This window comes from Serratia sp. H402Y, from assembly GCF_051172415.1.
GTDB lineage: Bacteria > Pseudomonadota > Gammaproteobacteria > Enterobacterales > Enterobacteriaceae > Serratia > Serratia ureilytica.
The window spans coordinates 462,391-484,828 of record NZ_JBPIYZ010000001.1; the positions used below are offsets into that span (position 1 = coordinate 462,391).

A 22,438-nucleotide genomic window follows, 5' to 3' on the forward strand; every position below is an offset into this window, starting at 1 on the left:
GCAGAGGGCGCGCAATCGTGATAAAAATATTGATATGTTATAATATAACAATTAGCGCATAATGAATTCAGCTCACGACATCCTCCATGTTGATGGGGTTAGCCTGACCGGCCACGGCGGAGCCTCGATACTCGACAACATCCATTTCACGCTGCGCGCCGGTGAGAAGCTGGCGGTGATCGGCCCTAACGGCAGCGGCAAATCCAGCCTGTTGCGCACGCTGATCGGCGAAACGCGGCCGGACAGCGGCGAGATTTACTGGCGAGGGCGCGCTTTGTCCGGCTTGTCGGCGGCGGAACGCGCCAGAAGCATCGCCTTTCTGGCGCAAAACGATCTGCCGGATTTGCGGCTGTCGCTGGAGGACTATGTGGCGTTAGGGCGTTTGCCGCATGGCGAACGGCCCGCGGCGGGAAAACGCATCGTTGACGAGATCATCGGGGAAACCGGTCTGGCGCCGCTCAGGCACCACCCGTTGGGGCGGCTCTCGGGCGGCCAGCGTCAACGCGCTGCGTTGGCCCGGGCGTTGGCGCAGTCTCCCGACCTGTTGTTGTTGGATGAGCCGACCAATCACCTCGATCCCCCCGGGCGTTCGGCGCTGCTGTCGTTAGTAAAACATAAAGCCATCGCCGTGATTGCGGTGCTGCATGACCTGCCCGTGGCGGAGGCGTTCGCCGATCGGATCCTGGTGCTCAACGAAAGCCGCCAGGTGGCCTGCGGCTCGCCCGCGGCGGTGTTGCAAACCCCGGTAATTCTGCCGGTGTTCGGCATGCACAGTTTCAGCGTGGCGCATCCCGTCAGCGGGAAAACGCTGCGTATTTTTGAAGTTCCCCATTGCGCTTGATAAACCAGAGAGAAACATGAACATACGCGTATTCCCCTTGCTCCTGCTGTTGGCCGGCGGAGCGGCAGCGGCTGAAAAATTTCCCGTCACCGTAGAAAGCTGCGGGAAGCCGATCACCTTCAATCAGGCGCCGCAGCGCGCCGTCATCAACGACATCAATATGGCCGAGATGGCCTTTGCGCTTCATCTGCAGGATCGGATCGTCGGGCTGACCGGCATCACCGGCTGGTACAAATTGACGCCTGATTTCAAGGCGGCGATGGGCGCCATTCCCGAACTGGCGCCGAAGTATCCCGCTCTGGAAACGTTGCTGGCGGCGCAGCCGGACTTTTTCTTCGCCGGTTGGAATTACGGCATGAAGATCGGCGGCGACGTCACGCCGGAGACGCTCGCGCCGTTCGGCATCAAAACGCTGGTGCTGAGCGAGAGCTGCGTACAGGCCGGCGGCCGGCCGCAGCAGGCCGATATGAACCTGCTGTATGACGATGAGCTGAAGCTCGGCAAGATTTTCGGCAAGCAGCGAGAGGCCGCCGCGCTGGTTGAGGGCTGGCGCCGCCGGTTAGCCGCGCTGCCCGCCAGACCGGCGGGGCAGGCGCCGCTCAAGGTGTTCGTGTATGACTCGGGAGAAGAGAAGCCTTTTACCAGCGGTAAATACGCCATGCCGACGGCGATCGTCGAAGCGGCGGGCGGCCGCAACGTGATGGACGGTTTGGCGGCGAGCTGGACGACGGCATCCTGGGAGGCGGTGGCGGCGGCGGAACCCGACTTCATCATTCTGCTGGATTACCAGACCGGGTCAGGCGCCGAGGCGCTGCGGCGTTTCCTCGAGTCTCATCCGTTGATGAAGTTGACGCCTGCGGTACGGCACCATCGTTATCTGAAACTGCAGTATGCGGAGCTGACGCCGGGGCCGGCCAACATCGGCGCGGTGGAAAAGTTGGCGCGGGCGCTGTACGCGCCGGAGGCTGAATGAACTCGCCGACACGGCGGTTTATGGTGCTCGCGCCGCTGGCGCTGTTGACGTTGTGCGGATTAATGGTCTGGAGCCTGCAATTGGGCAGCGTCGCGCTGTCATGGCGGCAGGCGTTGGCGGCGTTAGGGATAGGTTCGGCGCCGCTTTCCGGCATGCTGGACACTATCGTCGTGCAACTGCGCGTGCCTCGGGCCTTGTTGGCGGCGTTGACCGGCGCCGGGCTGGCGATGACCGGCGCGCTGCTGCAGACCACCACCCGCAATGAGCTGGCCGATCCTTTTTTGTTTGGGCTCTCCTCCGGCGCCGCCGCCGGCGCGGTGCTGGTCATCACGCGCTTCGGCGATGCGCTGGGCGCGCTGACGTTGCCGCTGTCCGCTTTCGTCGGCGGCATTCTGTCCGCGTTGGCGGTGATGATCCTGTTTCGCGTCAGCCGGGTCAGGCGCGCCGAGCAGCTTATCGTCTGCGGCCTGGCGGTCTCATTTTTGTTCAGCGCGCTCACCAGCTATCTGGTTTTTTCCGGCGATCAGCGGGCGGCCGGTTCAGTGTTGTTCTGGTCGCTGGGCGGCTTGGGGTTGGCGCGTTGGGATAATCTGTTCATTCCGCTGGTGAGTTTCGCGCTGCTGGCCGGGTTTACGGCGCTGCGTTGGCGGGCGCTGGACGCGCTGCTGGCGGGTGAGCAAACCGCCCATTCGATGGGAGTCAACGTGGCGCGCCTGCGCACCGAGACCTTTTTGTGCTGCGCATTGTCTACGGCGTTTCTCGTTTCGCTGACGGGCGTGATCGGTTTTGTCGGGCTGATGGTGCCTTATCTGGCCCGGCGCCTGGTAGGTGTGCGCCACCGCTTGTCCGTGCCGATGTGCGGCCTGCTGGGGGCGATGCTGCTGACCGGCGGCGACATGCTCAGCCGCAGCCTGATCCCCAATCAGGAGCTGCCCATCGGCATCATTACGGCGGGGCTGGGGGGCGCGTTCATCGTCTCCTTGCTGCTGCGCGCGGAGCGGTGAACGCCGCCCTGTCTCAATAGAGTTCCAGGTGCAGCCGCTGCTGCTCAATCAGCGTCTGCCACAGGTTTTCCGTCCCGCAGGCGTGCTCCAGCGCCGTCGCCACGGCATGTTCCAGATACTGGCGATTGCCGCACAGGTAGACATGCGCGCCCCGTTGCAGCAGGCCGCTGACGGCATCGGCGTGATCGTCGATGGCGTGTTGCACGTAATACTTGTCGGCGGCGTCGCGCGAGAATGCCGTGATGAGCCGTGTGAGTACGCCCGTCGCGTTCAGCGTGACCAACTCCTCGCCATACAGGAAGTCTTCATCGCGCCTTTTCTCACCGAAGATCAGGACGGTTTCACGCCGTTCGCCCTGGGCGGCCATTTCGCGCAGTAAGCCAATCAACGGTGCGATGCCGGTACCGGTACCGATAAGCAGCACCGGCAAGGCGGTGTCGCGCGGCAGGTAAAAGCCGGGGTTGGCGCGGCAGAAGAGGCGGAAAGGACCGGGGTGCTTGAGCAGCCAGCCGGTCGCCGTGCCGCGCCGCGTGCGGCCGCCGCGTTCATAACGCACGTCGCGCACGCACAGATCGAGGCTCTCTTCCCGCGTTGCCGAAGCGATGGAGTAGGCGCGCGGCAGGCAAATGGGCAGCAGCGCCAACAGGTTCTCCAGCGTGATCGCGTGCGGCGGGCAAAAATCGTGCAGCACGTCCAGCAGATCGGCGCCGTACAGATAACTCTCCAGGGATTTGCGCTGACGGATCTTGAGCAGGCTTTTGAGCTCTTCGCTGTCGGCCAACTGCGCCAGTTCGCGCAGCGTCGTTTTGCTGATCTGGCGCAGCTCCCGGCGCCGCAGCGCGTCGATGGCCTCCGGCCTGCCGAGCCACTCTGCCAGCCGGATCAATAATCCTTCGTCGTTCTCCGGCAACAGATAGACGGTATCCCCTGCCCGGTAAACGATGCCGCTGCCGGCGATATTCAGCCGCAGATGCCAGGCTTGCGGCGTGCGTGCGCTAAGCGGCCGTCGTTCGAGGAGGGCGGCGTTGAACGCATGGTCTTCACCGTAGGCGGTCACGCGCAGATGCAAATCGCGGCCCGCCTGGGCATCGCCGGCCAGCACCTTATCCAGCGTCGTTAGCCAGGTGGTGAAGAACCGTTCGACGTTAACGTCGGCGTCAACGCGATTGATGATGGCGCGGGCGCCGTATTGCGTCAGGCGCGTATCCAGCGCCTGGGTAAACCCGCAGAAATGCGGGTAAGCGGTGTCGCCGAGACCGAAGATGGCGTAGCGCAACCGGTGGCGATCCGGCCATCGCGCCAGCGCGTCGGGAAAACGTTCGGCGTTGGCGGGCGGTTCGCCGTCGCCAAATGAGCTCGAGACAATCAACAGGGCGTCGCGTTCGCCCACATCGGCGGGCTGGATGGCGTTGAGTTCTTTAACGACGGGGCGGTAGGGTTGCAGGCTGCTTTGCTCGCCCAGGCGCATCGCCAGCGCCCGGGCGTTGCCCGACTCCGAACCGTAACCAATCAGGATGCGTTCGATGATGTCGGCCATAGCGGTTACTTGTCGTAGTGGTTGTCGAACTGTTCTTTGGCGAATTCCACCGATTCGAAGTCGGTCATCAGATCGTTAATTACGCGGCGGATGCTGATATAAGCCTCGATATTGCCTTGGGCGTCATACAGCGGTTGCACCGTGGTGTCGACCACGTACAGCACGCCACCCTTGCCGACGTTCGGGATGATGCCGGTCCAGATGCCGCCCGCCTTGATGGTGTCCCACATTGCTTTGTAAACGGCTTTCGGCACGGAAGGGTGACGCACGATGCTGTGGGGCTGGCCCACCAGCTCTTCCCGGGAAAAGCCGGTCAGTTGGCAGAACAGGTCGTTGACGTAGGTGATGGTGCCCTGCAGATCGGTGGTGGAGATCACCATCACTTTATCGAGCGCGGCCAACAGCTGGGCGGAATCGAGGGTCTGACTCATGGTAGGTTCCTTCTCATTACGTTCGCGGTGAATGCCACGGCGGATGTCATGTATCCGTCACGACAGCTTTGTAATTAATTCTCATTTGCGATGAATGGTAATCGGGAATTTTATAAGTTGCAATAAAAATGCATCTTTATGGGCACAAAGATCTCGACGAGGCGGGCAGGGGCGGTGAGGCCCGCGCCGGGTGGGCGGCGGGCCGATCGTGCGGCGTTTAGCGGGGGGCTTCGGCCCAGCCTTTGCGTTTGCTGGTTTTGCCGATGCCGGGGTTGAAGCTGTTGGTCGGATCGGCGGTACGGTAGAACGCTTGCAGATCCGGTTTGGCGTGGTACAGGTGGCCGACGTTATGCTCCGCCGGGTACTCGGCGCCGCGCCGGTTGAGGATCTCGAGCATCTTTTCTTTCAGTGCATGGCTGTCCACGCCTTTCTTCACCACGTAGTCCTGGTGGAAGACGTGGCACATAAAGTGGCCGTAGTACAGCTTATGCACCAACTGACTGTCGATTTCCGGCGGCAGCGTTTCGAACCAGTCGGTGTCGTTGCGGCGCAGGGCGATGTCCAGCGCCAGAATATCCTCCACCTTGTCGGCGTGCACCGCGTGGTAGCGCACGGCGGCGCCGGCGGCGGCGAAGCGGTGCAGAAAAGCCTTTTTGCCCTCGTCAGGCGTGCAGGCGAAGAAGGCACCTTCGGCCTGGGCGAAATAGTCGGTCAGGTAGCGCTGAGCCTCTTCCACGCCGGGGCCGGCCATCTTCAGCAGCAGATGGTGTTCGAAACGTTCGCGGTATTCCTTCATGCGTTTCGGCAGGTGGCTCGGCGCCAGATGGCTCAGGCCCTGCATCAGCCGATCGGTCAGGTTGTGCGGCAGCAGCGGCAGCTTGTTGAGGCTGGCGTCCATGCGGCCTTTCAGGGTGAAGAAGCGCGGCATCTGATCGGTGCCGAGCTTGTCGATCATCATGAAGGTGTCTTTGCCGTACACCTCGGCGATGTCGAAGATATCGCGGTGCATATATTCACCGGCCACCGGCAGGTTTTCGAACTGGCTCAGCATGTGGCGGCGCAGTTCGGTCAGCACCGCGGTGTCGTTGGTGCCGATATAGAACACCTGCTCTTTGCCCTCTTTCTCGAAGGTGTCGAGCCGCACCGCGAACACCGCCAGCTTGCCGGCGCAACCGGAGGCTTCGTACAGGCGGCGTTTGTCGGCGTTGAAGCGGGAAGGGGTGTCGGCGTCGACGTCGCGCACCCGGCTGGCGTACTCGTTATCCGAGGCGCGCAGCTCGCCGTATTCGACGTCGCTCGGGCGATAGTCGCCTTTTTCCAGCCGGGTGAGGATCTCTTCCGGCGTGTCGCCAAGCCGGATGCCCAGATGGTTCACCAGGCGCAGCTGGCCGTCTTCTCCTAACTGGGCGTACAGCGCCATTTCGGTATAGGCCGGGCCGCGTTTCACCAGCGAGCCGCCGGAGTTGTTGCACACGCCGCCGATAACAGAGGCGCCGATGCAGGAAGAGCCGATCACCGAATGCGGTTCACGGCCGTAGGGCTTGAGCAATTTCTCGAGGTGGTGCAGGGTGCTGCCGGGGAAGCCGACCACCTGCTTGCCGTTGTCCAGCACCTGAATATGGTCGAGGCGCAGGGTGCTGACGATGACGATATCGCGATCATAGTCGTTGCCGCTGGGGGTTGAGCCCTCGGTCAGGCCGGTATTGGCGGCCTGCATGATGACGATTTTATCGGCGGCCACGCAGGCCTGCAGAATGCGCCACAGCTGCAGCAGGCTAGTGGGAAACACCACCGCCAGCGCCTGGCCTTCGCCGGAGCGGAACCCTTTGCGATACCGTTCGGTGTTGCGATCGCCGGTCAACAACTGCGGGCCGCCGACGATGTCCTTAAGCTGGTTGAGAAACGCCTGATTGCCTGACTGCATGCTGCCTGTCTCCCTGTCATCCCCGTCGCTTTAACCGCGGCGCCGGAGTGCCGCGCAGTCAGCTAAGAGGTTATCAATTAAATAACTTATCAAGCCATTAGCTTATTAAGCTAATGGCTTGCGGATTTAGTAGCGTTCGGCGTAACCGGCCCGACGCTCTTCGTCGCGCAGCGTCAGGATTTCCACGCCGTCGGCGGTGACCGCTACGGTGTGTTCCCACTGCGCCGACAGTTTTTTGTCGCGCGTCACCACCGTCCAGCCGTCTTTCTTCTGCTTGATGCGGCGGTCGCCCTGATTGATCATCGGCTCGATGGTGAACACCATGCCTTCCTGCAGCGCCATGCCGCTGCCGGGTTGGCCGTAGTGCAGCACCGCCGGCTCTTCGTGCATGTCGCGGCCGATGCCGTGGCCGCAATACTCCCGCACGATGCTGTAGCCGGCCTGCTCGGCGTGGCGCTGGATGGCGTGGCCGATATCGCCGAGGGTGGCGCCCGGTTTCACCGCGCGAATGCCCTGCCACATCGATTCATAGACGTTGTTCACCAGCCGTTTGGCCAGCGGCGTCACCTGGCCGATGCAGTACATCTTGCTGGAGTCGGCGATGTAGCCGCCGTTTTCCAGCGTGATGTCTACGTTGACAATCATGCCGGAACGCAGGATTTTGCTGGCCGACGGCACCCCGTGGCATACCACGTCGTCTACGGAGGTGTTGAGCACATAGGGGAAATCATACTGCCCCTTGCTGGCCGGGCGCGACTTCAGTTCTTCGACGATAAACGCCTCGGCGCGGTCGTTAATCTCCATGGTGGAGATGCCTTCGACGATGACCTCATCGAGCATAGCAAACACTTTAGCCAGCAGAGCGCCGGAATGGCGCATTTTGGCAATCTCTTCCGGCGTTTTAATCACAATCTGTTTCACCCGACAATCTCCTTCAGCGTCAGCGCATTATCTTTCATCATTTTTTTTACCAGTTGCGGGTAGGTCAGTTCCGGATGGAACTCCGCCAGCATGCCGATCTTGATCCAGTACTCGGCCTGCGCGTTGATCGAACGCGTCATGGTCAGGCTGGCGAGGCGCAGATCGTCATGCAGCGCGTCCGAAATTTTTACGATGCCCATCGGCGTCTCCATAAATGAACGATATACGAAGTGTATACGCTTTGGATGGTCGCGATGTGGCATTCTGTGGCGTAAGAAGATTCTGGCAACAACGATTGCCGCCGCCAGGCAATGCGTTTATTGTGATGAACGACTTTTTTGCCATGATTTTTCAGAAGGATTTAAGGCGTGACTAAACTACGTGTTGGGGTGATTTTTGGCGGTAAATCGGCGGAGCATGAGGTGTCGCTGCAGTCGGCCAAAAACATTGTGGATGCAATCGACAAAGAGAAGTTTGACGTCACGCTGCTGGGGATCGACAAACAGGGGCAGTGGCACATCAACGACGCCTCCAACTACCTGCTCAACGCCGAGAACCCGGCGCTGATCGCGCTGAACCGCTCGAACAAGAACGTGGCGCTGATCCCGGGCCAGGAAAAACAGCAGCTGATCGAAGCGGGCAGCGCCGGCGCGCTGGGCCAGCTCGACGTCATCTTCCCGATCGTGCACGGCACGCTGGGGGAAGACGGCTCGCTGCAGGGGCTGCTGCGCATGGCCAATATGCCGTTCGTCGGCGCCGGCGTGCTCGGCTCGGCGGTCAGCATGGATAAAGACGTGACCAAGCGCCTGCTGCGCGATGCCGGGCTGGCGGTGGCGCCGTTCGTCACCCTGACGCGCGCCAACCGCGCCGGGTTCACGTTTGAGCAACTGAGCGAGCGCCTCGGCCTGCCGCTGTTCGTCAAGCCGGCCAACCAGGGCTCGTCGGTCGGGGTCAGCAAGGTGGAGAACCGCGCCGAGTTTGACGCGGCGGTGGCACTGGCCTTCAGTTTCGATCATAAAGTACTGGTGGAGTCGGCGATCGTCGGCCGCGAGATCGAGTGTGCGGTGCTGGGGAACGACGATCCGCAGGCCAGCGTGTGCGGCGAGATCGTGCTGAGCGACGCTTTCTACTCCTACGACACCAAATACATCAATGAGCAGGGCGCTCAGGTGGTGGTGCCGGCGGCGATCGCGCCGGAAGTGAGCGACCACATCCGTGAGGTGGCGCTGAAGGCGTTCCGCGCGCTGGAGTGCTTCGGGTTGGCGCGGGTGGATGTGTTCCTGACGCCGGATAACCAGGTGGTGATCAACGAGATTAACACGCTGCCGGGCTTCACCAACATCAGCATGTATCCCAAGCTGTGGGCCGCCAGCGGCGTCAGCTACCAGGCGCTGATCACGCGCCTGATCGAATTGGCGCTGGAGCGCCACCAGCAGGATCGCGCGCTGAACAGTTCGGTGTTCGATCGCTAAACGCGGCAGGGGGCGGCGGTGCCGCCCCCGTCCATCACTTCACCGTCACGTCGATATCGCCGAAATACTTCTTCGACAGCGCCGTCACCGTGCCTTGTTGTTTCACTTTGGCGATGGCGGCATCCAGTTTCTTCTTCAGCGCCTCATCCCCTTTACGCAGGCCGAAGGCGATGCCTTCACCGAGGATCTTGTCGTCGCGCACCGCTTCGCCGACGAAGGTGAAGCCCTTGCCGTCCGGCTGTGACAGGAAGCCGCTTTGCCCCGAGGGCGCCATCACCAGCGTGGCGTCGAGCCGACCGGCCGCCAGATCGAGATACACCTGATTCTGATCCTGGTAAGACACCACATCCACGCCCGCCGGCGCCCAATGGGTTTTGGCGTAGATCTCCTGAATCGAGCCTTGCAGCACGCCCACGTGTTTGCCCGCCAGCGCTTTGGCGTCCGGCAGCAGGCCGCTGTCGGCCTTGGCGATCAGGCGGTTCGGCACCTGATAGATGGCGTCGGTAAAGGCGATCGCCTGGCGCCGCTGTTCGGTCACGTTCATCGCCGAGTTGATGGCGTCGAACTTGCGCGCCTGCAGCGCCGGGATCAGGCTGTCGAACGAGGTTTCCACCCAGCTGCATTGCAACTGCGCGGCGGCGCACACCGCGTCGCCCAGTTCAATGTCGAACCCTTCCAGTTTGCCGCTGGCGGATTTGGATTCGAACGGCGGATACAGCGCTTCCAGACCGAAGCGCAGGCTGTTTTCCGCCGCCAAAGAAGAGCCGGCGGCCAGCAGGCATCCGGCGGCGAACAGCGTTTTCAAAGCTTTCATAGGCAGTGCCCCTTTCCCATGGTCGGACAAAAAATTACACCTGGCTCAGGCGGCGCGCGCCTTCCAGCAGGGTCTCGTTATCTTTGGAAAAACTCAGCCGAATAAGGCCGGTATCGGTGCCGTCGCTGTAGAACGCCGACAGCGGGATCGTCGCCACCTTCGCTTCGCGGATCAAGCGCACGGCGAAATCATTGTCGCTTTCGTGACTGAAGCCGCTAAAACGGGCCAGCATGAAGAAGCTGCCGCGGCTGGGCAGCAGCTCAAAGCGCGAATCCTGCAGGGCGCTGGCCAGCAGATCGCGCTTTTGTTGGTAAAACGCCGCCAGCCCCAGGTAACTCTGCGGGTTGGCGAGCGCGGCGGCGAAGGCGTGCTGCATTGGCGTATCGGCGGAGAACACCATGAACTGGTGCACCTTGCGGATCTCGTCCATCAACGCCGCCGGCGCCAGGCAATAGCCGACGCGCCAGCCGGTGACGTGGTAGGTTTTACCGAACGACGACACGATCACGCTGCGTTCCGCCAGCTGCGGGTAGCGCGCCATGCTGTGGTGAATATCGCCGTCGAACACCACATGCTCGTAGACCTCGTCGGACAGGATCACGATGTCGGTGTCGCGGGTCAGGGCGGTCAGGCGGTCGATATCCTGCGCGTCGAACACCGCGCCGGTCGGGTTGTGCGGCGTGTTGACGATGATCATGCGCGTTTTGCCGTTGATGGCGGCGGCCACTTCGTCCCAGTCGACGCGAAAGTCCTGCAGCGACAGTTTGATCGCCACCGGCGTGGCGCCCTGCAGGCGCACGATCGGCGCATAGCTGTCGAACGCCGGTTCGAAATAGATCACCTCGTCGCCGGGATGCACCAGTGCGCTGATCGCCGAGTACAGCCCTTCGCTGGCGCTGGCGATCACCGTGATTTCTTCGTTGGCGTCATAGTGCGCGCCATACAATCGTTCAGCTTTTTCCGCCAGAGCAGCACGTAACGCCGCCACGCCGCTCATCGGCGCGTATTGGTTATGACCTGCGCGCATGGCTTGCGCCGTTGCCTCGATCAGCTGCGGGTCACCTGCGAAGTTGGGCGCGCCCTGCGACAGGTTGAGGGCCTGATGTTCGGCGCTGAGTTGGCCAATAACGGTGAAGATGGTGGTGCCGACGTCCGGCAGCTTCGAGCGGGATGAGCAGGCGCTCTGCATGATGGGCTCCAGGCAAACAGGGAAGTGTTGAGCGATTAAGCATCAGGCGGCGTAGGCGGACAAGGGAAAGTTTGTCATACTTGCCATGCACTACGATCATACCTAATCGAGGCACGCTATGCCGATATCCCTGCCGTCGCTCGACGTATTGAAAACCTTTGTGGTGGTGGCGCAACGCCTCAACTTTACCCATGCCGCCCGGCAGCTGCACCTGACGCAGGGGGCGGTCAGCCGGCAAATTCTCGGGCTGGAACAGCGTCTGGGCTATCCGCTGTTCAGCCGTCAGGCGCGCGGTTTGGCGCTGACGCCGCAGGGCGCGCAGCTGCTGGCGCCGGTACAGCAAGCGCTGGGGCAGTTGGATGAAGCCCTGACGCGGGCCGCCGCTCCGCCGGGGGCGCTGCGCATCAAATGCCCGACCTGCGCCATGCGCTGGGTGCTGCCGCGCATCATTCGCCTGCAAAATGAACGGCCGGACATGCATATCGAGCTGACCGCCTCGGTGTCGCACGGCCTGGATTTCAGTACCGAGCAGTTTGACGCCGCGGTGGTATTCGGCCGGCCGCCGGGTAAAAAGCTGACCGCGCACTTGCTGTTCGACGAAATCCTCACGCCGGTCTGCACGCCGACGTTCCTGCCGCCGGCAGCCCGGTTGACGGACTTGACGGACAAAACCCTGCTGCACCCGACGCGCGATCGGCGCGACTGGCTGCGCTGGCTGAAGGCGGCGGGCGCCGATGCGTTGCCGTCCGGCAAGGCCCAGCATTTCGATACCCTCGATCTGGCGATGAGCGCCGCGCTGCAGGGATTCGGCATCGCCATCGGCGATCTGTGCCTGCTGGAGGAGGATATTCAGGCGCAGCGCATCGTAACGCCGTTCCCGCTCTGCGTCAGCAGCGGCGCGGCCTATTATTTGGTCTATCCTGAACGCACGGTGGCGCCGCCGACGTTAACCGCGCTGATCGATTTTCTGGCGACGGAGGCCGCCGACAGCCGCGCCCGGCTGCAGAATTACCTGCCAATAACCTGTAATGCTTTGTAAACATTAGCGATGCGAATTCCCTTGGCGATGAAACAGAGTGTGGCAAACTGTTTCTTCACTCCGATTAAACTCCGCGGCGTTGGCGGCGGAAACACGCCTGAGATAAAACAAGATGAAATGGCTTTGTGTGGTGAGTATGTTGTCCGGTCTGGCCCTCAGCCCGGTTTTTGCGCAGGAAACGCCGATAACGCAGGGCATTCACGCCCAGCAGCGCGACGCCTTCGTGTCCAATTTGATGAAGCAGATGACGCTGGAAGAGAAGATTGGCCAGCTGCGGCTGATCAGCGTCGGGCCGGATAACCCGAAAGAAGCGATCCGCGAGGGGATCCGCAAAGGGCAGATCGGCGCCATCTTCAATACCGTCACCCGGCCGGATATCCGGGTGATGCAGGATCAGGCGATGCAGCTCAGCCGCCTGAAAATCCCATTGTTCTTCGCCTATGACGTGGTGCACGGCCAGCGCACCGTGTTTCCGATCAGCCTGGGGCTGGCGGCCAGCTTCGATCTGGAAGCCATCGCGCTCAGCGCCCGGGTCGCGGCGCAAGAGGCCAGCGACGACGGCCTGAACATGACCTTCGCGCCGATGGTCGATATCACCCGCGATCCGCGCTGGGGCCGGGTCTCCGAAGGCTTCGGCGAAGACACTTGGCTGGTCTCGAAAATCGCCAAGGTGATGGTCGACGGTTTCCAGAACGGCGATCCGGCCAAACCCGGTTCGGTGATGGCCAGCGTCAAGCACTTTGCATTGTACGGCGCCGTCGAAGGCGGCCGCGATTACAACACCGTCGACATGAGCCCGCTGCGCATGCATCAGGACTATCTGCCGCCTTACAAAGCGGCGGTGGACGCCGGCAGCGGCGGAGTGATGGTGTCGCTCAACTCGGTGAACGGCGTGCCGGCCACCGCCAACCCGTGGCTGCTGAAAGATCTGCTGCGCGAGCAGTGGGGCTTTAAAGGCATCACCATCAGCGACCACGGCGCGATTAAGGAACTGATTAAGCACGGCGTGGCCGCCGACGCGCGCGACGCGGTGCGCCTGGCGATCACCTCCGGCGTCGACATGAGCATGAGCGACGAGTTCTACGACAAATACCTGCCGGGTCTGGTGAAGGACGGACTGGTGTCTGAAAGCGATATCGACCGCGCCTGCCGCGACGTGCTGAACACCAAATACGACATGGGGCTGTTCACCAATCCTTACGTGCATCTGGGCCCGGCGGGTTCCGATCCGCAGGACACCAACGCCGAAAGCCGTCTGCACCGCGCCGAAGCGCGGGTGGTGGCGCGCAAGACGATGGTGCTGCTGAAGAACGATAAGCAGACGCTGCCGCTGAGCAAGCAGGCGACCATCGCGCTGGTCGGGCCGATGGCCGACAGCCAGCGCGACGTGATGGGCAGTTGGTCGGCCGCCGGGGTGGTCAAGCAGTCGGTCACCCTGCGCGAGGGGCTGGAGCGGGCGGTGGGCGACAAGGCGCGCATTCTGTACGCCAAGGGCGCCAACGTTACGCAGGATAAAGGCATCATCGATTATCTTAACGAGTATGAGCCGGCGGTGGCGTTCGATACCCGTTCGCCGCAGCAGATGATCGACGAAGCGGTGCAGGCGGCGAACAAGGCCGATGTGGTGGTGGCGGTGGTGGGGGAATCGCAGGGCATGGCGCACGAGGCCTCCAGCCGCGCCGACATCACGATCCCGCAGAGCCAACGCGATCTGATCGCCGCGCTGAAAGCCACCGGCAAGCCGCTGGTGCTGGTGCTGATGAACGGCCGCCCGCTGGCATTGAGCTGGGAGAGCGAGCAGGCGGACGCGATGCTGGAAACCTGGTACAGCGGCACCGAGGGCGGCAACGCGGTGGCGGACGTGCTGTTCGGCGATTACAACCCGTCGGGCAAGCTGCCGATGACCTTCCCGCGCTCGGTCGGCCAGATCCCGATGTACTACAACCACCTGAACACCGGCCGGCCGTTCGGCAAGGAGAACCCGGGCAAGTACACCTCGCGCTACTTCGATTCGCCGAACGGCCCGCTGTATCCGTTTGGTTACGGCTTGAGCTACACCACCTTCAGCCTGTCGGATCTAAAGTTATCCAGCCCGACGATGGCGCGCAACGGCAAGTTAACCGCCAGCGTCACGCTGAAGAATACCGGCAAGTACGACGGCGCCACGGTGGTGCAGCTGTATCTGCAGGACGTCACCGCGTCGGTCAGCCGCCCGGTGAAAGAGCTGCGCAACTTCAAGAAAGTGACGCTGAAGGCCGGCCAGTCGCAGCAGGTTGAGCTGCCGATTAGCGAAGACGATCTGAAGTTCTACAACGCCAGCCTGAAGTGGGGGGCGGAGCCGGGCAAATTCAACGTGTTCGTCGGCCTGGATTCCGACAACGTGCAGGCGCAAAGCTTTACGCTGAAGTAACCTTTTCCCCCTCTTTCACTGCGGTGGGAGAGGGGGCATCCATCCCTTTCCGCTAACGTCACCGGAGCTTGCCTCATGAAACGCTATCTGGACTGCAGCGCCAGCGATCTGGCCGATATCGGCAAAGCCGATCTGCTCTACGCCATCCGCGCCAGCGAAGGGCGCATCTTGGTCAGCGAAACCATCGCGGTCACTCAGCCGCTGCTCAATAACGTCACCAACGCCGAACTGGCGGCCAGCCAGGGCGCCGACCTGCTGTTGTTGAACCTGTTCGACGTCGATCGTCCGCATATCGCGGGCCTGCCCGCCGACGTGCCGCCGCAGGAGGCGCTGCGCACGCTGCAGCGCCTGACCGGGCGGGTGATCGGGGTGAACCTGGAGGCCGTCGATCCGGCTTTCGCCAGCGAACATAACGACTTTTGGCAGATGACGGCGGGCCGCGCCGCCACCGCCGAGAATGCGCGCAAGCTGTATCAGCTCGGCGCGCGCATGCTGGTGTTGACCGGCAACCCGAACAACGGCGTCAGCAATCAGGCGATCGCCGCCGCGCTGAAAGCGATACGCGATGAAGTGGGCGACGAGATGGTGCTGGTGACCGGCAAAATGCACGGCGCCGGCATTGTGCGCGAAAGCGGCAGCCAACTGATCGGCGAGCAGGACATCGCGCTGTTCGTGGAGAACGGTGCGGACATCGTGCTGCTGCCTGCTCCGGGCACCATTCCCGGCATGTCGCAGGAGAAAGTGGCGGCGCTGATCGCCTTTACCCAGCGGCAGGGGGCGCTGGCGATGACGGCGATCGGCACCTCGCAAGAGGGGGCCGACGTGCAGACCGTGCGGCAGATTGCGCTGATGAGCAAAATGGCCGGCGCGGATCTGCACCATATCGGCGATACCGGCTATTTGGGGCTGGCGCTGCCGGAAAACATCTTCGCCTACAGCGTGGCGATTCGCGGCGTGCGCCACACCTACAGCCGCATGGCGCGTTCAATTAACCGCTGAAATGGCTGCCGCTTGCGGGCTTTTCTTCCGATAGGCAACACTCGCAACGCATAGCCTAATAACGCCGGCAGACAAAGGTCGGGCTTTGAAGCGTACTGACCACATACAGGTTGCCGAGTACGTGTTCGATGGCGACATGGTAGGAGATTCGGGGATCTTCCGACTGCAAAAAGGTCGCCCAAAGGGGGGCGGGAACCGTATCTCCGGCATGTTTACGGTCGGCGGCGAATCGCAGCGTGTACCCATCGCCGCCGCCATCCTCTTCAGCCGCCTCATCGCCGGGGGGGTCATACACATAGTGAAGTTCGCGGTTCAGCACATAGGTCTTTTCTTGTCGCTCGATAAAGCCATTGAGCCTGATAAAGCCAGTGCCGTTGTGGTAGAGGAAAAAATACATCTTTGCTTTTAAAACCGCGGCGGGCTCCATGGCTGGGCCATAGCGGTTGCGCGCGGTGATCTCCGCTTCGCAACGCAGTAAGGTTTTAGGATGGTGCGACAGCTGGACGACCTGGCTTGCCAGGGGTGCCATCAGCAATAACAAGCCGACGATAAAGCGTGTTTTTTTGTTCATGGCGTCATACCGTCGGTGTTTTTGATCGTGCGGCACCGGCCATATTGACCAGGTTGCGCCAGATTGCAGATGGCGATGAAGGTGACCTGAAAAGGAAGATTGGGGTTGGCGATTTTGGTGTAGAACAGATCGGCGGGCGTTGTGCCGCAGTCGGTCGCTTCAGCTTTCAATGCAGCGGCAATTTGCGCTTGCGTTTCACGCCGGTCGTTCAGCGCGGCGGTTTCCAACGTAAAAACGTTGCACTGCTCATGGCGATAAAAAAAATCGACCTTGGCGTTTTTGAACGCGTGAACCGGCCGGTTGAACCACAATAAAGCGCAGACGAGGCTAAAGCACGCAATCATCATCAATGCTGCGGCAAGGGGCGCTTTATTTGCCTGGCAGATATTCCCACGCCGTTTTAACAGTGCGCCGGCCCGGGTCAACAGGGTGGGAATAACCGCTTCTTGGTTGTCCGGTGAGCGCATGTTTTCGCATGAGGTAATTTCCGCTTCAAGAATGAACCCCAGTTTGGGGATGGTAATAATGATTTGCGGATCCAGCGCCAACGACTCAAGCGCTTTTCTTATCTCACTGATGCAACCATTCAGATTATTGTTTGAACCCACAAAACCATTATCTTCCCAGACCCGCTGCATCAAATGCCTGCGGGTGAGCATCTCTTTATGATGGGTAACCAACTCTAACAACAAGCGGGTGGCAGGATTAGATAACGGCATAAAAGATTCCCGTTCATTGATGATGAACAATGCGCGTTCGGCAGGTGAGAAAATAATCATCTGATTAATGACGTATTCCATAATTTGCTGCTTGCCCTTATAGCGACGGCGAAATTTAGCGAGGACAGAGTCATCTATTATTTTTCACCCGTCAAGATGATGGCGATTTTTTCATGTTGTGAAATTTTTGGCGAAAGTTCAAACGTACGGGTGTCGCCAGTTTTATAATATTAGGTTTTCTTTGTTTTGGTTTTTAATTCCTTATTTTTATTATTTATAGGAATTAAAAACTGTTTTTATGGTTAAATTGAATACATATATCTTGATTTTGGCTGCGGCGATACGATGGAACTCGCTGGGGAATGCGACAGGATTTTGCCGGTAATCCACGTTTAAATTGCGGACTTTCTTTGCTTGAAGCCTGAATGGCCAAGAGGAAAAGGTATGTTTAAAAGAAACTGGACGCTTTTACGCTACAGGCGAAAGCTTTTTGAAGCTATTCAATCTGTCGGGATTGTGATGGCGATAGTTACCGGGCTGGTGTTGCTGACAGGCATTTCTTTTATTGCAATTGAAAAATGGCTTAGCCTTTTCTGATGGTTTTTCAGATAGATATTTTGGGATGAAATTATTATGTCTATTCCATGTTTAAAGTTCATGGTGATGGTCTATGTCAGCGTATTGCTTTTGTTGGGTGGCTATATTTATCACTATGATATGAACTATTTCTCGCTGACGTTTCCATATTCTCTTGTGATTGGGGTTGTCCTGTTTGCTTTATTGGGCGTCGGCGGCGCGCTCCTTTTTTTGCGAAAAGCGTGGGGGATGACCCCCGCGTGTTTTTTCTTTGCGCTGGGCGCGGTGATATTGCTGCTGCCCCTTTTTTATTCTCGTGCCGAGTGGGGCGTGCTTACCGTCGGGCGAATGGCCTGCCTGTTTGGCAGTTGGATTATTTACTTTATCCTATTGCAATATCGGGTCATGCAGCACGTGCGTATTGCGTTTATCTATACGCTGGTATTAGCCGCTGCCGTGGGAGGCATTTGGCTTTTTTCCTTCCCGGCCGAGGCGGCGGCGGGCTATGCCGGCAGCGGGGGGCGTTGGCCGGATGCCGCGAGCAGTTTATTGGCGAGCGGATTATTGGCGGGATGGGGTCTGACGGTGTTGCCTCGGTTCCGCATGTTGCGCCGAGATAACGAGCGATGGCGTATTTTACTCTTGCTGCCGCTCTTGATCGGTTTATCCGCCGCGCTGGGCTGGGGGGCATCGCAGACCGTTTGTCTCAGCGTGCTATTGGGTGCCGCGCTGTTGACCCTGATGTTTGTGCGCAGATACCCGCTGCATTGTGTGCTCGCGCTGCTGATGACGGCATTGGGATTCTGCCTGGCGATATTGGCGGATGAATTGAACGCCGGCGTTCGCTTGTCGAATGCCGCGCCGTGCTGCGATACGCTGCTTGATTCGCTGGCGCTGGTGGTAGAGCGGCCCTGGTTGGGATGGGGCTATGGCCGATTCGAGCATGGCTTTGAGCATTTACAGGCCCATGCGCTGCCCGCGGTGGCGCGGGCAGGCGCAGCGCGGCAACCCTATAATGAGCTCCTGCTGTGGTGGATAGAAGGCGGCGTCGTTGCGTTGGCTGGCATGTTGTGCCTGCTGGCGGGCGTGGCGGCGCTGGTGCGCCAAACATGGCGACGGGAGCGCATCGCCGCCCGCTTGCACAGCCCGGCCGCCGGGGAAGAGGCCGCGTTGGCGGCGAGCGGCATTCCCTTGCTGCTGTGCGCGCAGTTTTCCTACCCGTTCGGGCTGTCGCTCATCCAATGGGCGGTTTTGACGCTGCTGCTCGTTACGTTGGATGGGCGCAGCAGGCTCAATGCCGGCCGGTTTTGCCGGTTTGTTTTCGCGCGGAGGGAAACGGCGTGAACACGGTCATCAATATCGCCTTCCTGGATATCGACCGCTTTTTTGTCGCCGGGGCGTATCGGGCGTTGAGCGACTATTTTAGTGAACGTGGCATCGAGGCGCGCTGCAGCGAGCCGATGAATGCCGACCTTGTGTTCCAGGCGATCGCCAAAGGCGACATGGCGCGTTTTTGCCATCCTCCCCATGCTCCTCACGCCCTTTATCTCGCCGTTTACGATCTCAGAGAAGCTCGCATTCGCGCCATTTCGGGGTGCCTGAGGGAAGCGGGCAGGGTGTACCGCAATGAAGGCGTCGCAAAGCTGTTGCACACGGTAGCGCGGGTGATAAAAGGCCGAACCGGCGGCGCCTGCGGTTTTTCTTGTTGCGCCTGGTGCCAGCCGTTGCCATTGACGCCGCAGGAAAAACAAGTGATGCGTTACCTGAGTTGGGAAATGACGCCGACCGCCATTGCCCGTCGGCTTCGGGTCAGCATCAAGACGGTGAGCACGCATAAACGGGCGGTGATGAGAAAGATGCATTTCCAGCGCGATGCGGAGCTTTACCGCTGGTTGCGTCTGGGGGAGTTCGGTCAGGGAAATGGCGATAGCCACGTCGTCTGAGCGATGGCATGGCAGGTCCGGGCCTGGCGGCCCGGAGCGACTTACCAAAACAGCGGCGTGGTGCTTTCGGCCAGAAACGCCAGCAGCGTTTCATTGACCGCCGCCGGATTTTCCTTGTTGCTGATATGCCCGGCGTTGGGGATCAGCACGTATCGGCAGCCGAGAAGATCCGCCATGCGCTGGCCTTCCGCCGGCGGGCGCGGCTTATCCTGCGCGCCGGTGATGACGATGCTGGCGGCGGTGATGTGTTCCAGCAGCGCCAGCTTGTCGGGGCGGCCGAAGATCATCCGGCCCAGCGGCACGATGCTTTCGCGCAGGCGCTCGGCGGGCAGGCTTTGCAGATGGGCCAGCAACGGCTGCGACAGCGCAGCGGGCACTTCGTCGGAATAGAACTGCGCGGCGATATATTCCAGCAGCGGCGGCGTGATGGCGCCGGCCTGTTCCACGGCGGCCAGCATGCCCATATAGCGCTGCCGTGCCTCTGGAGTTTCGTCGCCCAGGTAGCTGTCCAGCAGCGCCAGCACTTTCACCCGCTCCGGCGCCAGCGCCGCCAGTTCGGCGCCCCACATGCCGCCGACGGACAGGCCGACGATGCCGAACTCTTCAATATCCAAATGATCCATCAGCGCCAAATGATCGGCGGCGATATCCGACAGGCTGTTTCGCCCGGGTGGCAGCGCCGGTGAATCGCCGTGGCCCCAGAGATCCGGTACGATCAGGCGGTAGCGTTTAGCCAGCGCTTCAAACTGCGGCGCCCACATATTCAGATCGAACAGATAGCTGTGGCCCAGCAGCAATGGAAAGCCTGAACCTACGTCGAGATAATGCAGGGATTTGCCCATCGTTGGCATCTTATCGGTTCCTTATATAAAAAGAGTCCCGGCTGCTTATATCACACTCATATTCAACCCACGGTATTAATTTACCTTAAATTACTCAGGTGGAGGCTTATTTTTAATTATCCATTGCTAACAAGACGTCAATAAAGGTGACATTAAGGATAATATTCTGGTCGATGCCGGAGCCTTGGTTTATGCTGGCGCTCCTTTCGGTATGGAATAGATAAACAGGGAGTCGCGATGAAAAGACTTTTCAGACTATTAATTATTTTGCTTGTCATTTTGCTGCTGGCGGCGGTGCTGTGGTGGTTCTTCGGGCGCGGCAATCCGAATGCGCTGTGGCAGATAGTCAGCCAACAGTGCGTGCCCAATCAGCAGCAGAACCACGATCCTGCGCCCTGCTTAAAGGTGGATTTAACCGAGGGATATGTGCTGTTTAAGGACAGCAAGGGCCCTTACCACGATCTGGTGATGCCGACCGAAAAGGTCAGCGGCATCGAGAGCCCGATATTGCAAGCGGATCGAACGCCGCCTTATTTCGCCCAGGCCTGGAATAACCGCGAACATATATCCAGCGAGCTGGGTAAACCGTTAAAAGACGCATGGGTTTCTCTGGCGGTCAATTCGAAATATGGCCGCTCTCAAAATCAGTTGCATATTCACGTTGCCTGCTTGCGCCAGGATGTCTATAACGCGCTGGGGGAACAGGCTGAGCAATTAGATCAACAGTGGCGGCCGCTGGCGGTGAAATTGGTCGGCCATCAATATCTGGCCAGAAAATTGGCGGGCACCGATTTAACCCAGGAAGATCCTTTCCGCTTGTTGCAAAACTACGTGGTCGAGCAGGGCGACAGCATCGGCAATTACGGCCTGGCGCTGGCGGTCAGCCCGCAGGGCGAGATGCTGCTGTTGGCAAACCGTTTGAAGTTGACCGATCTCAACCTGGGGTCGGCCGGTGAAATTCAGGACTACCGGTGCGAGGTCGCGGGGAACTCTAGATGATAACGGCCCGCCGGCTCGATCAGCCGGCGGCTGCCGTGCGGTCAGAGTTTTTTCAGCAGCGCCAGCAGTTGCGCTTCGCTTTTCTCCGCCAATCCGTCGATCGCCAGTTTGATGATGTCGGAACGGGTGATACGCACGATGCCGTTGCGCGCCGCCTGGACGATCACTTCATCGATAGCCTCAATGTGGTTGTCCGTCAGGCTGACGGAGATCGCCTTATAAGTACGCTTGCGGCCGGCCGGCTTGGCTTCCGGCGCGGGCGCCGCAACCGGCAACGTATGCGAGGTGGCGCTGTTGATGAATTCGTCTTCCGACATGCGGTGGGTGGGGGTGCGTTTCTTCACAGGATCACCTCTTTCACCAGGCATTCAATTTCGGTCTGCGCCTTTTCATTGTTCGCTTCGTGCACGGTGATGGCTTCACCCCAGGCGTCGCGGTAAATCTTGCGGTCGCACAGGCGATTGCTCACCAGGGTGAACTCCGGGTATTCACTCAGCACCTGCGCCGCTTCGTTGGCTTCATTAATGAAGATATTGGTCGGGCACATGTTCAATACGATGTAGCCTTTGACCTTCTCGTTGTATTCCTGCGCGGTGGAGAACATCTCCGACAGATAGCCGATGGTGTCGAGATCCATCTGCGAAGGGCGCAGCGGCGAGAGGAACAGATCGGCGGCCAGCAGGCCGGAGCGCAGTTCGGCGCTGTCGCGGCCGGCGGTATCGACGATCACGTAGTCGTAATGGCGATCGAGCTCCAGCAGCGTTTCCTTGATTTTACCCGACGCGGCCACCACCGGAATGTGCGGCAACCCCTCGACGTTCTGACGGTCGTTGTACCAGGTCATGATCGATTTCTGGTCGTCGGCATCGACGATGATCGCCGTCTTGCCTTGCTTAAGAATCAGATACCCGGCGATATTCACTGCTTTCGTCGATTTGCCGACGCCGCCTTTTTGCGAGCCAATCAGAACAATCATGCTGCCATCTCTCAAGTTATTAAGCGGGTAACTTATTAAGTTAATGTGCTTATTAGGTTGATAATCAAACAGGTTAACAAGAACAACTCGCGAACAATATGCACCAACTGCGGCGGCTTGCCAAGCCAGTATGTTGTTAACTGCGCAGCTTATTTTGCGGTGAATGGACCGGATGGGTAAGTAGGAATTCTCTGGGAAGTGGCGGAACGGAAGAGCCTTTTGTTAATTTAACAGCTTAATAAGTTAGTGGCTCATTAA

Annotated in this window: 23 protein-coding genes; 11 read left to right on the plus strand and 12 right to left on the minus strand. The window is 60.0% G+C overall.

Annotated elements, in window-relative coordinates:
* Positions 1-61: 61 nt before the first annotated feature.
* Genes ACSBQS_RS02375 through ACSBQS_RS02385 form a run of 3 tightly spaced genes read left to right on the plus strand, consistent with a single transcriptional unit; the run spans position 62 to position 2,818 of the window.
* On the plus strand, positions 62-841 hold the full coding sequence (locus ACSBQS_RS02375; protein WP_223524094.1) for an ABC transporter ATP-binding protein: 780 nt from the start codon (positions 62-64) through the stop codon (positions 839-841).
* 16 nt (positions 842-857) lie between these two features.
* Positions 858-1,814 carry an ABC transporter substrate-binding protein gene (locus ACSBQS_RS02380; RefSeq protein WP_197749661.1) on the plus strand — a complete coding sequence of 319 codons (957 nt, stop codon included), beginning with the start codon at positions 858-860 and terminating at the stop codon, positions 1,812-1,814.
* On the plus strand, positions 1,811-2,818 hold the full coding sequence (locus ACSBQS_RS02385; RefSeq protein ID WP_033652390.1) for a FecCD family ABC transporter permease: 1,008 nt from the start codon (positions 1,811-1,813) through the stop codon (positions 2,816-2,818). The genes ACSBQS_RS02380 and ACSBQS_RS02385 overlap by 4 nt, the downstream gene beginning before the upstream one ends.
* A gap of 13 nt (positions 2,819-2,831) precedes the next feature.
* Here ACSBQS_RS02385 and ACSBQS_RS02390 read toward each other — a convergent pair whose 3' ends face one another.
* From ACSBQS_RS02390 to ACSBQS_RS02410, 5 genes are all read right to left on the minus strand, one after another.
* On the minus strand, positions 2,832-4,355 hold the full coding sequence (locus ACSBQS_RS02390) for a flavodoxin domain-containing protein (protein ID WP_434989575.1): 1,524 nt from the start codon (positions 4,353-4,355) through the stop codon (positions 2,832-2,834).
* A 5-nt stretch (positions 4,356-4,360) separates the two neighbouring features.
* Positions 4,361-4,786 (minus strand): PAS domain-containing protein, encoded by a 426-nt coding sequence (locus tag ACSBQS_RS02395; RefSeq protein WP_023447580.1) that lies wholly within the window; start codon positions 4,784-4,786, stop codon positions 4,361-4,363.
* Positions 4,787-5,003: 217 nt separating this feature from the next.
* Positions 5,004-6,710, minus strand: a complete 1,707-nt coding sequence (gene dld, locus ACSBQS_RS02400) for a D-lactate dehydrogenase (protein WP_033652392.1) — start codon at positions 6,708-6,710, stop codon at positions 5,004-5,006.
* A gap of 126 nt (positions 6,711-6,836) precedes the next feature.
* Complete coding sequence (gene map / locus ACSBQS_RS02405) at positions 6,837-7,631, minus strand: type I methionyl aminopeptidase (RefSeq protein ID WP_033642282.1); 795 nt, start codon at positions 7,629-7,631, stop codon at positions 6,837-6,839.
* Positions 7,628-7,831 carry a ParD-like family protein gene (locus ACSBQS_RS02410; protein ID WP_006324220.1) on the minus strand — a complete coding sequence of 68 codons (204 nt, stop codon included), beginning with the start codon at positions 7,829-7,831 and terminating at the stop codon, positions 7,628-7,630. Before ACSBQS_RS02410 ends, map begins: the two co-directional genes overlap by 4 nt.
* A 168-nt stretch (positions 7,832-7,999) precedes the next feature.
* Here ACSBQS_RS02410 and ddlA point away from each other — a divergent pair, with 168 nt between their 5' ends.
* Positions 8,000-9,103, plus strand: a complete 1,104-nt coding sequence (gene ddlA, locus ACSBQS_RS02415; protein WP_015377061.1) for a D-alanine--D-alanine ligase — start codon at positions 8,000-8,002, stop codon at positions 9,101-9,103.
* Positions 9,104-9,137: 34 nt separating this feature from the next.
* On the opposite strand, the gene ACSBQS_RS02420 is transcribed toward ddlA, so the two are convergent.
* Positions 9,138-9,917 (minus strand): ABC transporter substrate-binding protein, encoded by a 780-nt coding sequence (locus tag ACSBQS_RS02420; RefSeq protein WP_047025650.1) that lies wholly within the window; start codon positions 9,915-9,917, stop codon positions 9,138-9,140.
* A gap of 34 nt (positions 9,918-9,951) precedes the next feature.
* On the minus strand, positions 9,952-11,106 hold the full coding sequence (locus ACSBQS_RS02425) for a pyridoxal phosphate-dependent aminotransferase (protein ID WP_089191332.1): 1,155 nt from the start codon (positions 11,104-11,106) through the stop codon (positions 9,952-9,954).
* A gap of 118 nt (positions 11,107-11,224) precedes the next feature.
* On the opposite strand from ACSBQS_RS02425, the gene ACSBQS_RS02430 reads away from it, so the two are divergent.
* From ACSBQS_RS02430 to ACSBQS_RS02440, 3 genes are all read left to right on the plus strand, one after another.
* Positions 11,225-12,145 carry a LysR substrate-binding domain-containing protein gene (locus ACSBQS_RS02430; RefSeq protein WP_046686621.1) on the plus strand — a complete coding sequence of 307 codons (921 nt, stop codon included), beginning with the start codon at positions 11,225-11,227 and terminating at the stop codon, positions 12,143-12,145.
* A 112-nt stretch (positions 12,146-12,257) separates the two neighbouring features.
* A complete protein-coding gene (gene bglX, locus ACSBQS_RS02435; protein WP_094142458.1) occupies positions 12,258-14,555 on the plus strand; it encodes a beta-glucosidase BglX in 2,298 nt (765 codons plus the stop codon).
* A gap of 75 nt (positions 14,556-14,630) precedes the next feature.
* Positions 14,631-15,554, plus strand: coding sequence for a PEP phosphonomutase (locus tag ACSBQS_RS02440; RefSeq protein WP_047025646.1), 924 nt, complete (start codon positions 14,631-14,633; stop codon positions 15,552-15,554).
* A 55-nt stretch (positions 15,555-15,609) separates the two neighbouring features.
* Here the strand turns inward: ACSBQS_RS02440 and ACSBQS_RS02445 are convergent, their stop codons facing one another.
* Both ACSBQS_RS02445 and ACSBQS_RS02450 read right to left on the minus strand, forming a co-directional pair.
* On the minus strand, positions 15,610-16,125 hold the full coding sequence (locus tag ACSBQS_RS02445) for a hypothetical protein (RefSeq protein ID WP_197666255.1): 516 nt from the start codon (positions 16,123-16,125) through the stop codon (positions 15,610-15,612).
* Entirely contained in the window at positions 16,122-16,925 is an 804-nt protein-coding gene (locus ACSBQS_RS02450) for a winged helix-turn-helix domain-containing protein (protein WP_197666256.1), read from the minus strand. Before ACSBQS_RS02450 ends, ACSBQS_RS02445 begins: the two co-directional genes overlap by 4 nt.
* 363 nt (positions 16,926-17,288) lie before the next feature.
* Between ACSBQS_RS02450 and ACSBQS_RS02455 the strand changes: the two genes are divergently transcribed.
* From ACSBQS_RS02455 to ACSBQS_RS02465, 3 genes are read left to right on the plus strand one after another with little or no spacing between them, the layout of a single operon-like run.
* Positions 17,289-17,441: a hypothetical protein gene (locus ACSBQS_RS02455; RefSeq protein WP_154219866.1), complete on the plus strand. Its 153-nt coding sequence runs from the start codon at positions 17,289-17,291 to the stop codon at positions 17,439-17,441.
* A 36-nt stretch (positions 17,442-17,477) separates the two neighbouring features.
* Positions 17,478-18,764, plus strand: coding sequence for an O-antigen ligase family protein (locus ACSBQS_RS02460; protein ID WP_158524422.1), 1,287 nt, complete (start codon positions 17,478-17,480; stop codon positions 18,762-18,764).
* Entirely contained in the window at positions 18,761-19,363 is a 603-nt protein-coding gene (locus ACSBQS_RS02465) for a helix-turn-helix transcriptional regulator (RefSeq protein ID WP_050440169.1), read from the plus strand. Before ACSBQS_RS02460 ends, ACSBQS_RS02465 begins: the two co-directional genes overlap by 4 nt.
* 41 nt (positions 19,364-19,404) lie before the next feature.
* Here ACSBQS_RS02465 and ACSBQS_RS02470 read toward each other — a convergent pair whose 3' ends face one another.
* On the minus strand, positions 19,405-20,205 hold the full coding sequence (locus tag ACSBQS_RS02470; RefSeq protein WP_434990848.1) for an alpha/beta fold hydrolase: 801 nt from the start codon (positions 20,203-20,205) through the stop codon (positions 19,405-19,407).
* 237 nt (positions 20,206-20,442) lie between these two features.
* On the opposite strand from ACSBQS_RS02470, the gene ACSBQS_RS02475 reads away from it, so the two are divergent.
* Positions 20,443-21,204, plus strand: coding sequence for a CDP-diacylglycerol diphosphatase (locus tag ACSBQS_RS02475; RefSeq protein ID WP_033652399.1), 762 nt, complete (start codon positions 20,443-20,445; stop codon positions 21,202-21,204).
* A gap of 41 nt (positions 21,205-21,245) precedes the next feature.
* Here the strand turns inward: ACSBQS_RS02475 and ACSBQS_RS02480 are convergent, their stop codons facing one another.
* Both ACSBQS_RS02480 and ACSBQS_RS02485 read right to left on the minus strand, forming a co-directional pair.
* Positions 21,246-21,548: a hypothetical protein gene (locus tag ACSBQS_RS02480; protein ID WP_033642294.1), complete on the minus strand. Its 303-nt coding sequence runs from the start codon at positions 21,546-21,548 to the stop codon at positions 21,246-21,248.
* Positions 21,545-22,180 (minus strand): AAA family ATPase, encoded by a 636-nt coding sequence (locus ACSBQS_RS02485; protein ID WP_016928620.1) that lies wholly within the window; start codon positions 22,178-22,180, stop codon positions 21,545-21,547. The genes ACSBQS_RS02480 and ACSBQS_RS02485 overlap by 4 nt, the downstream gene beginning before the upstream one ends.
* Positions 22,181-22,438 lie beyond the last annotated feature (258 nt).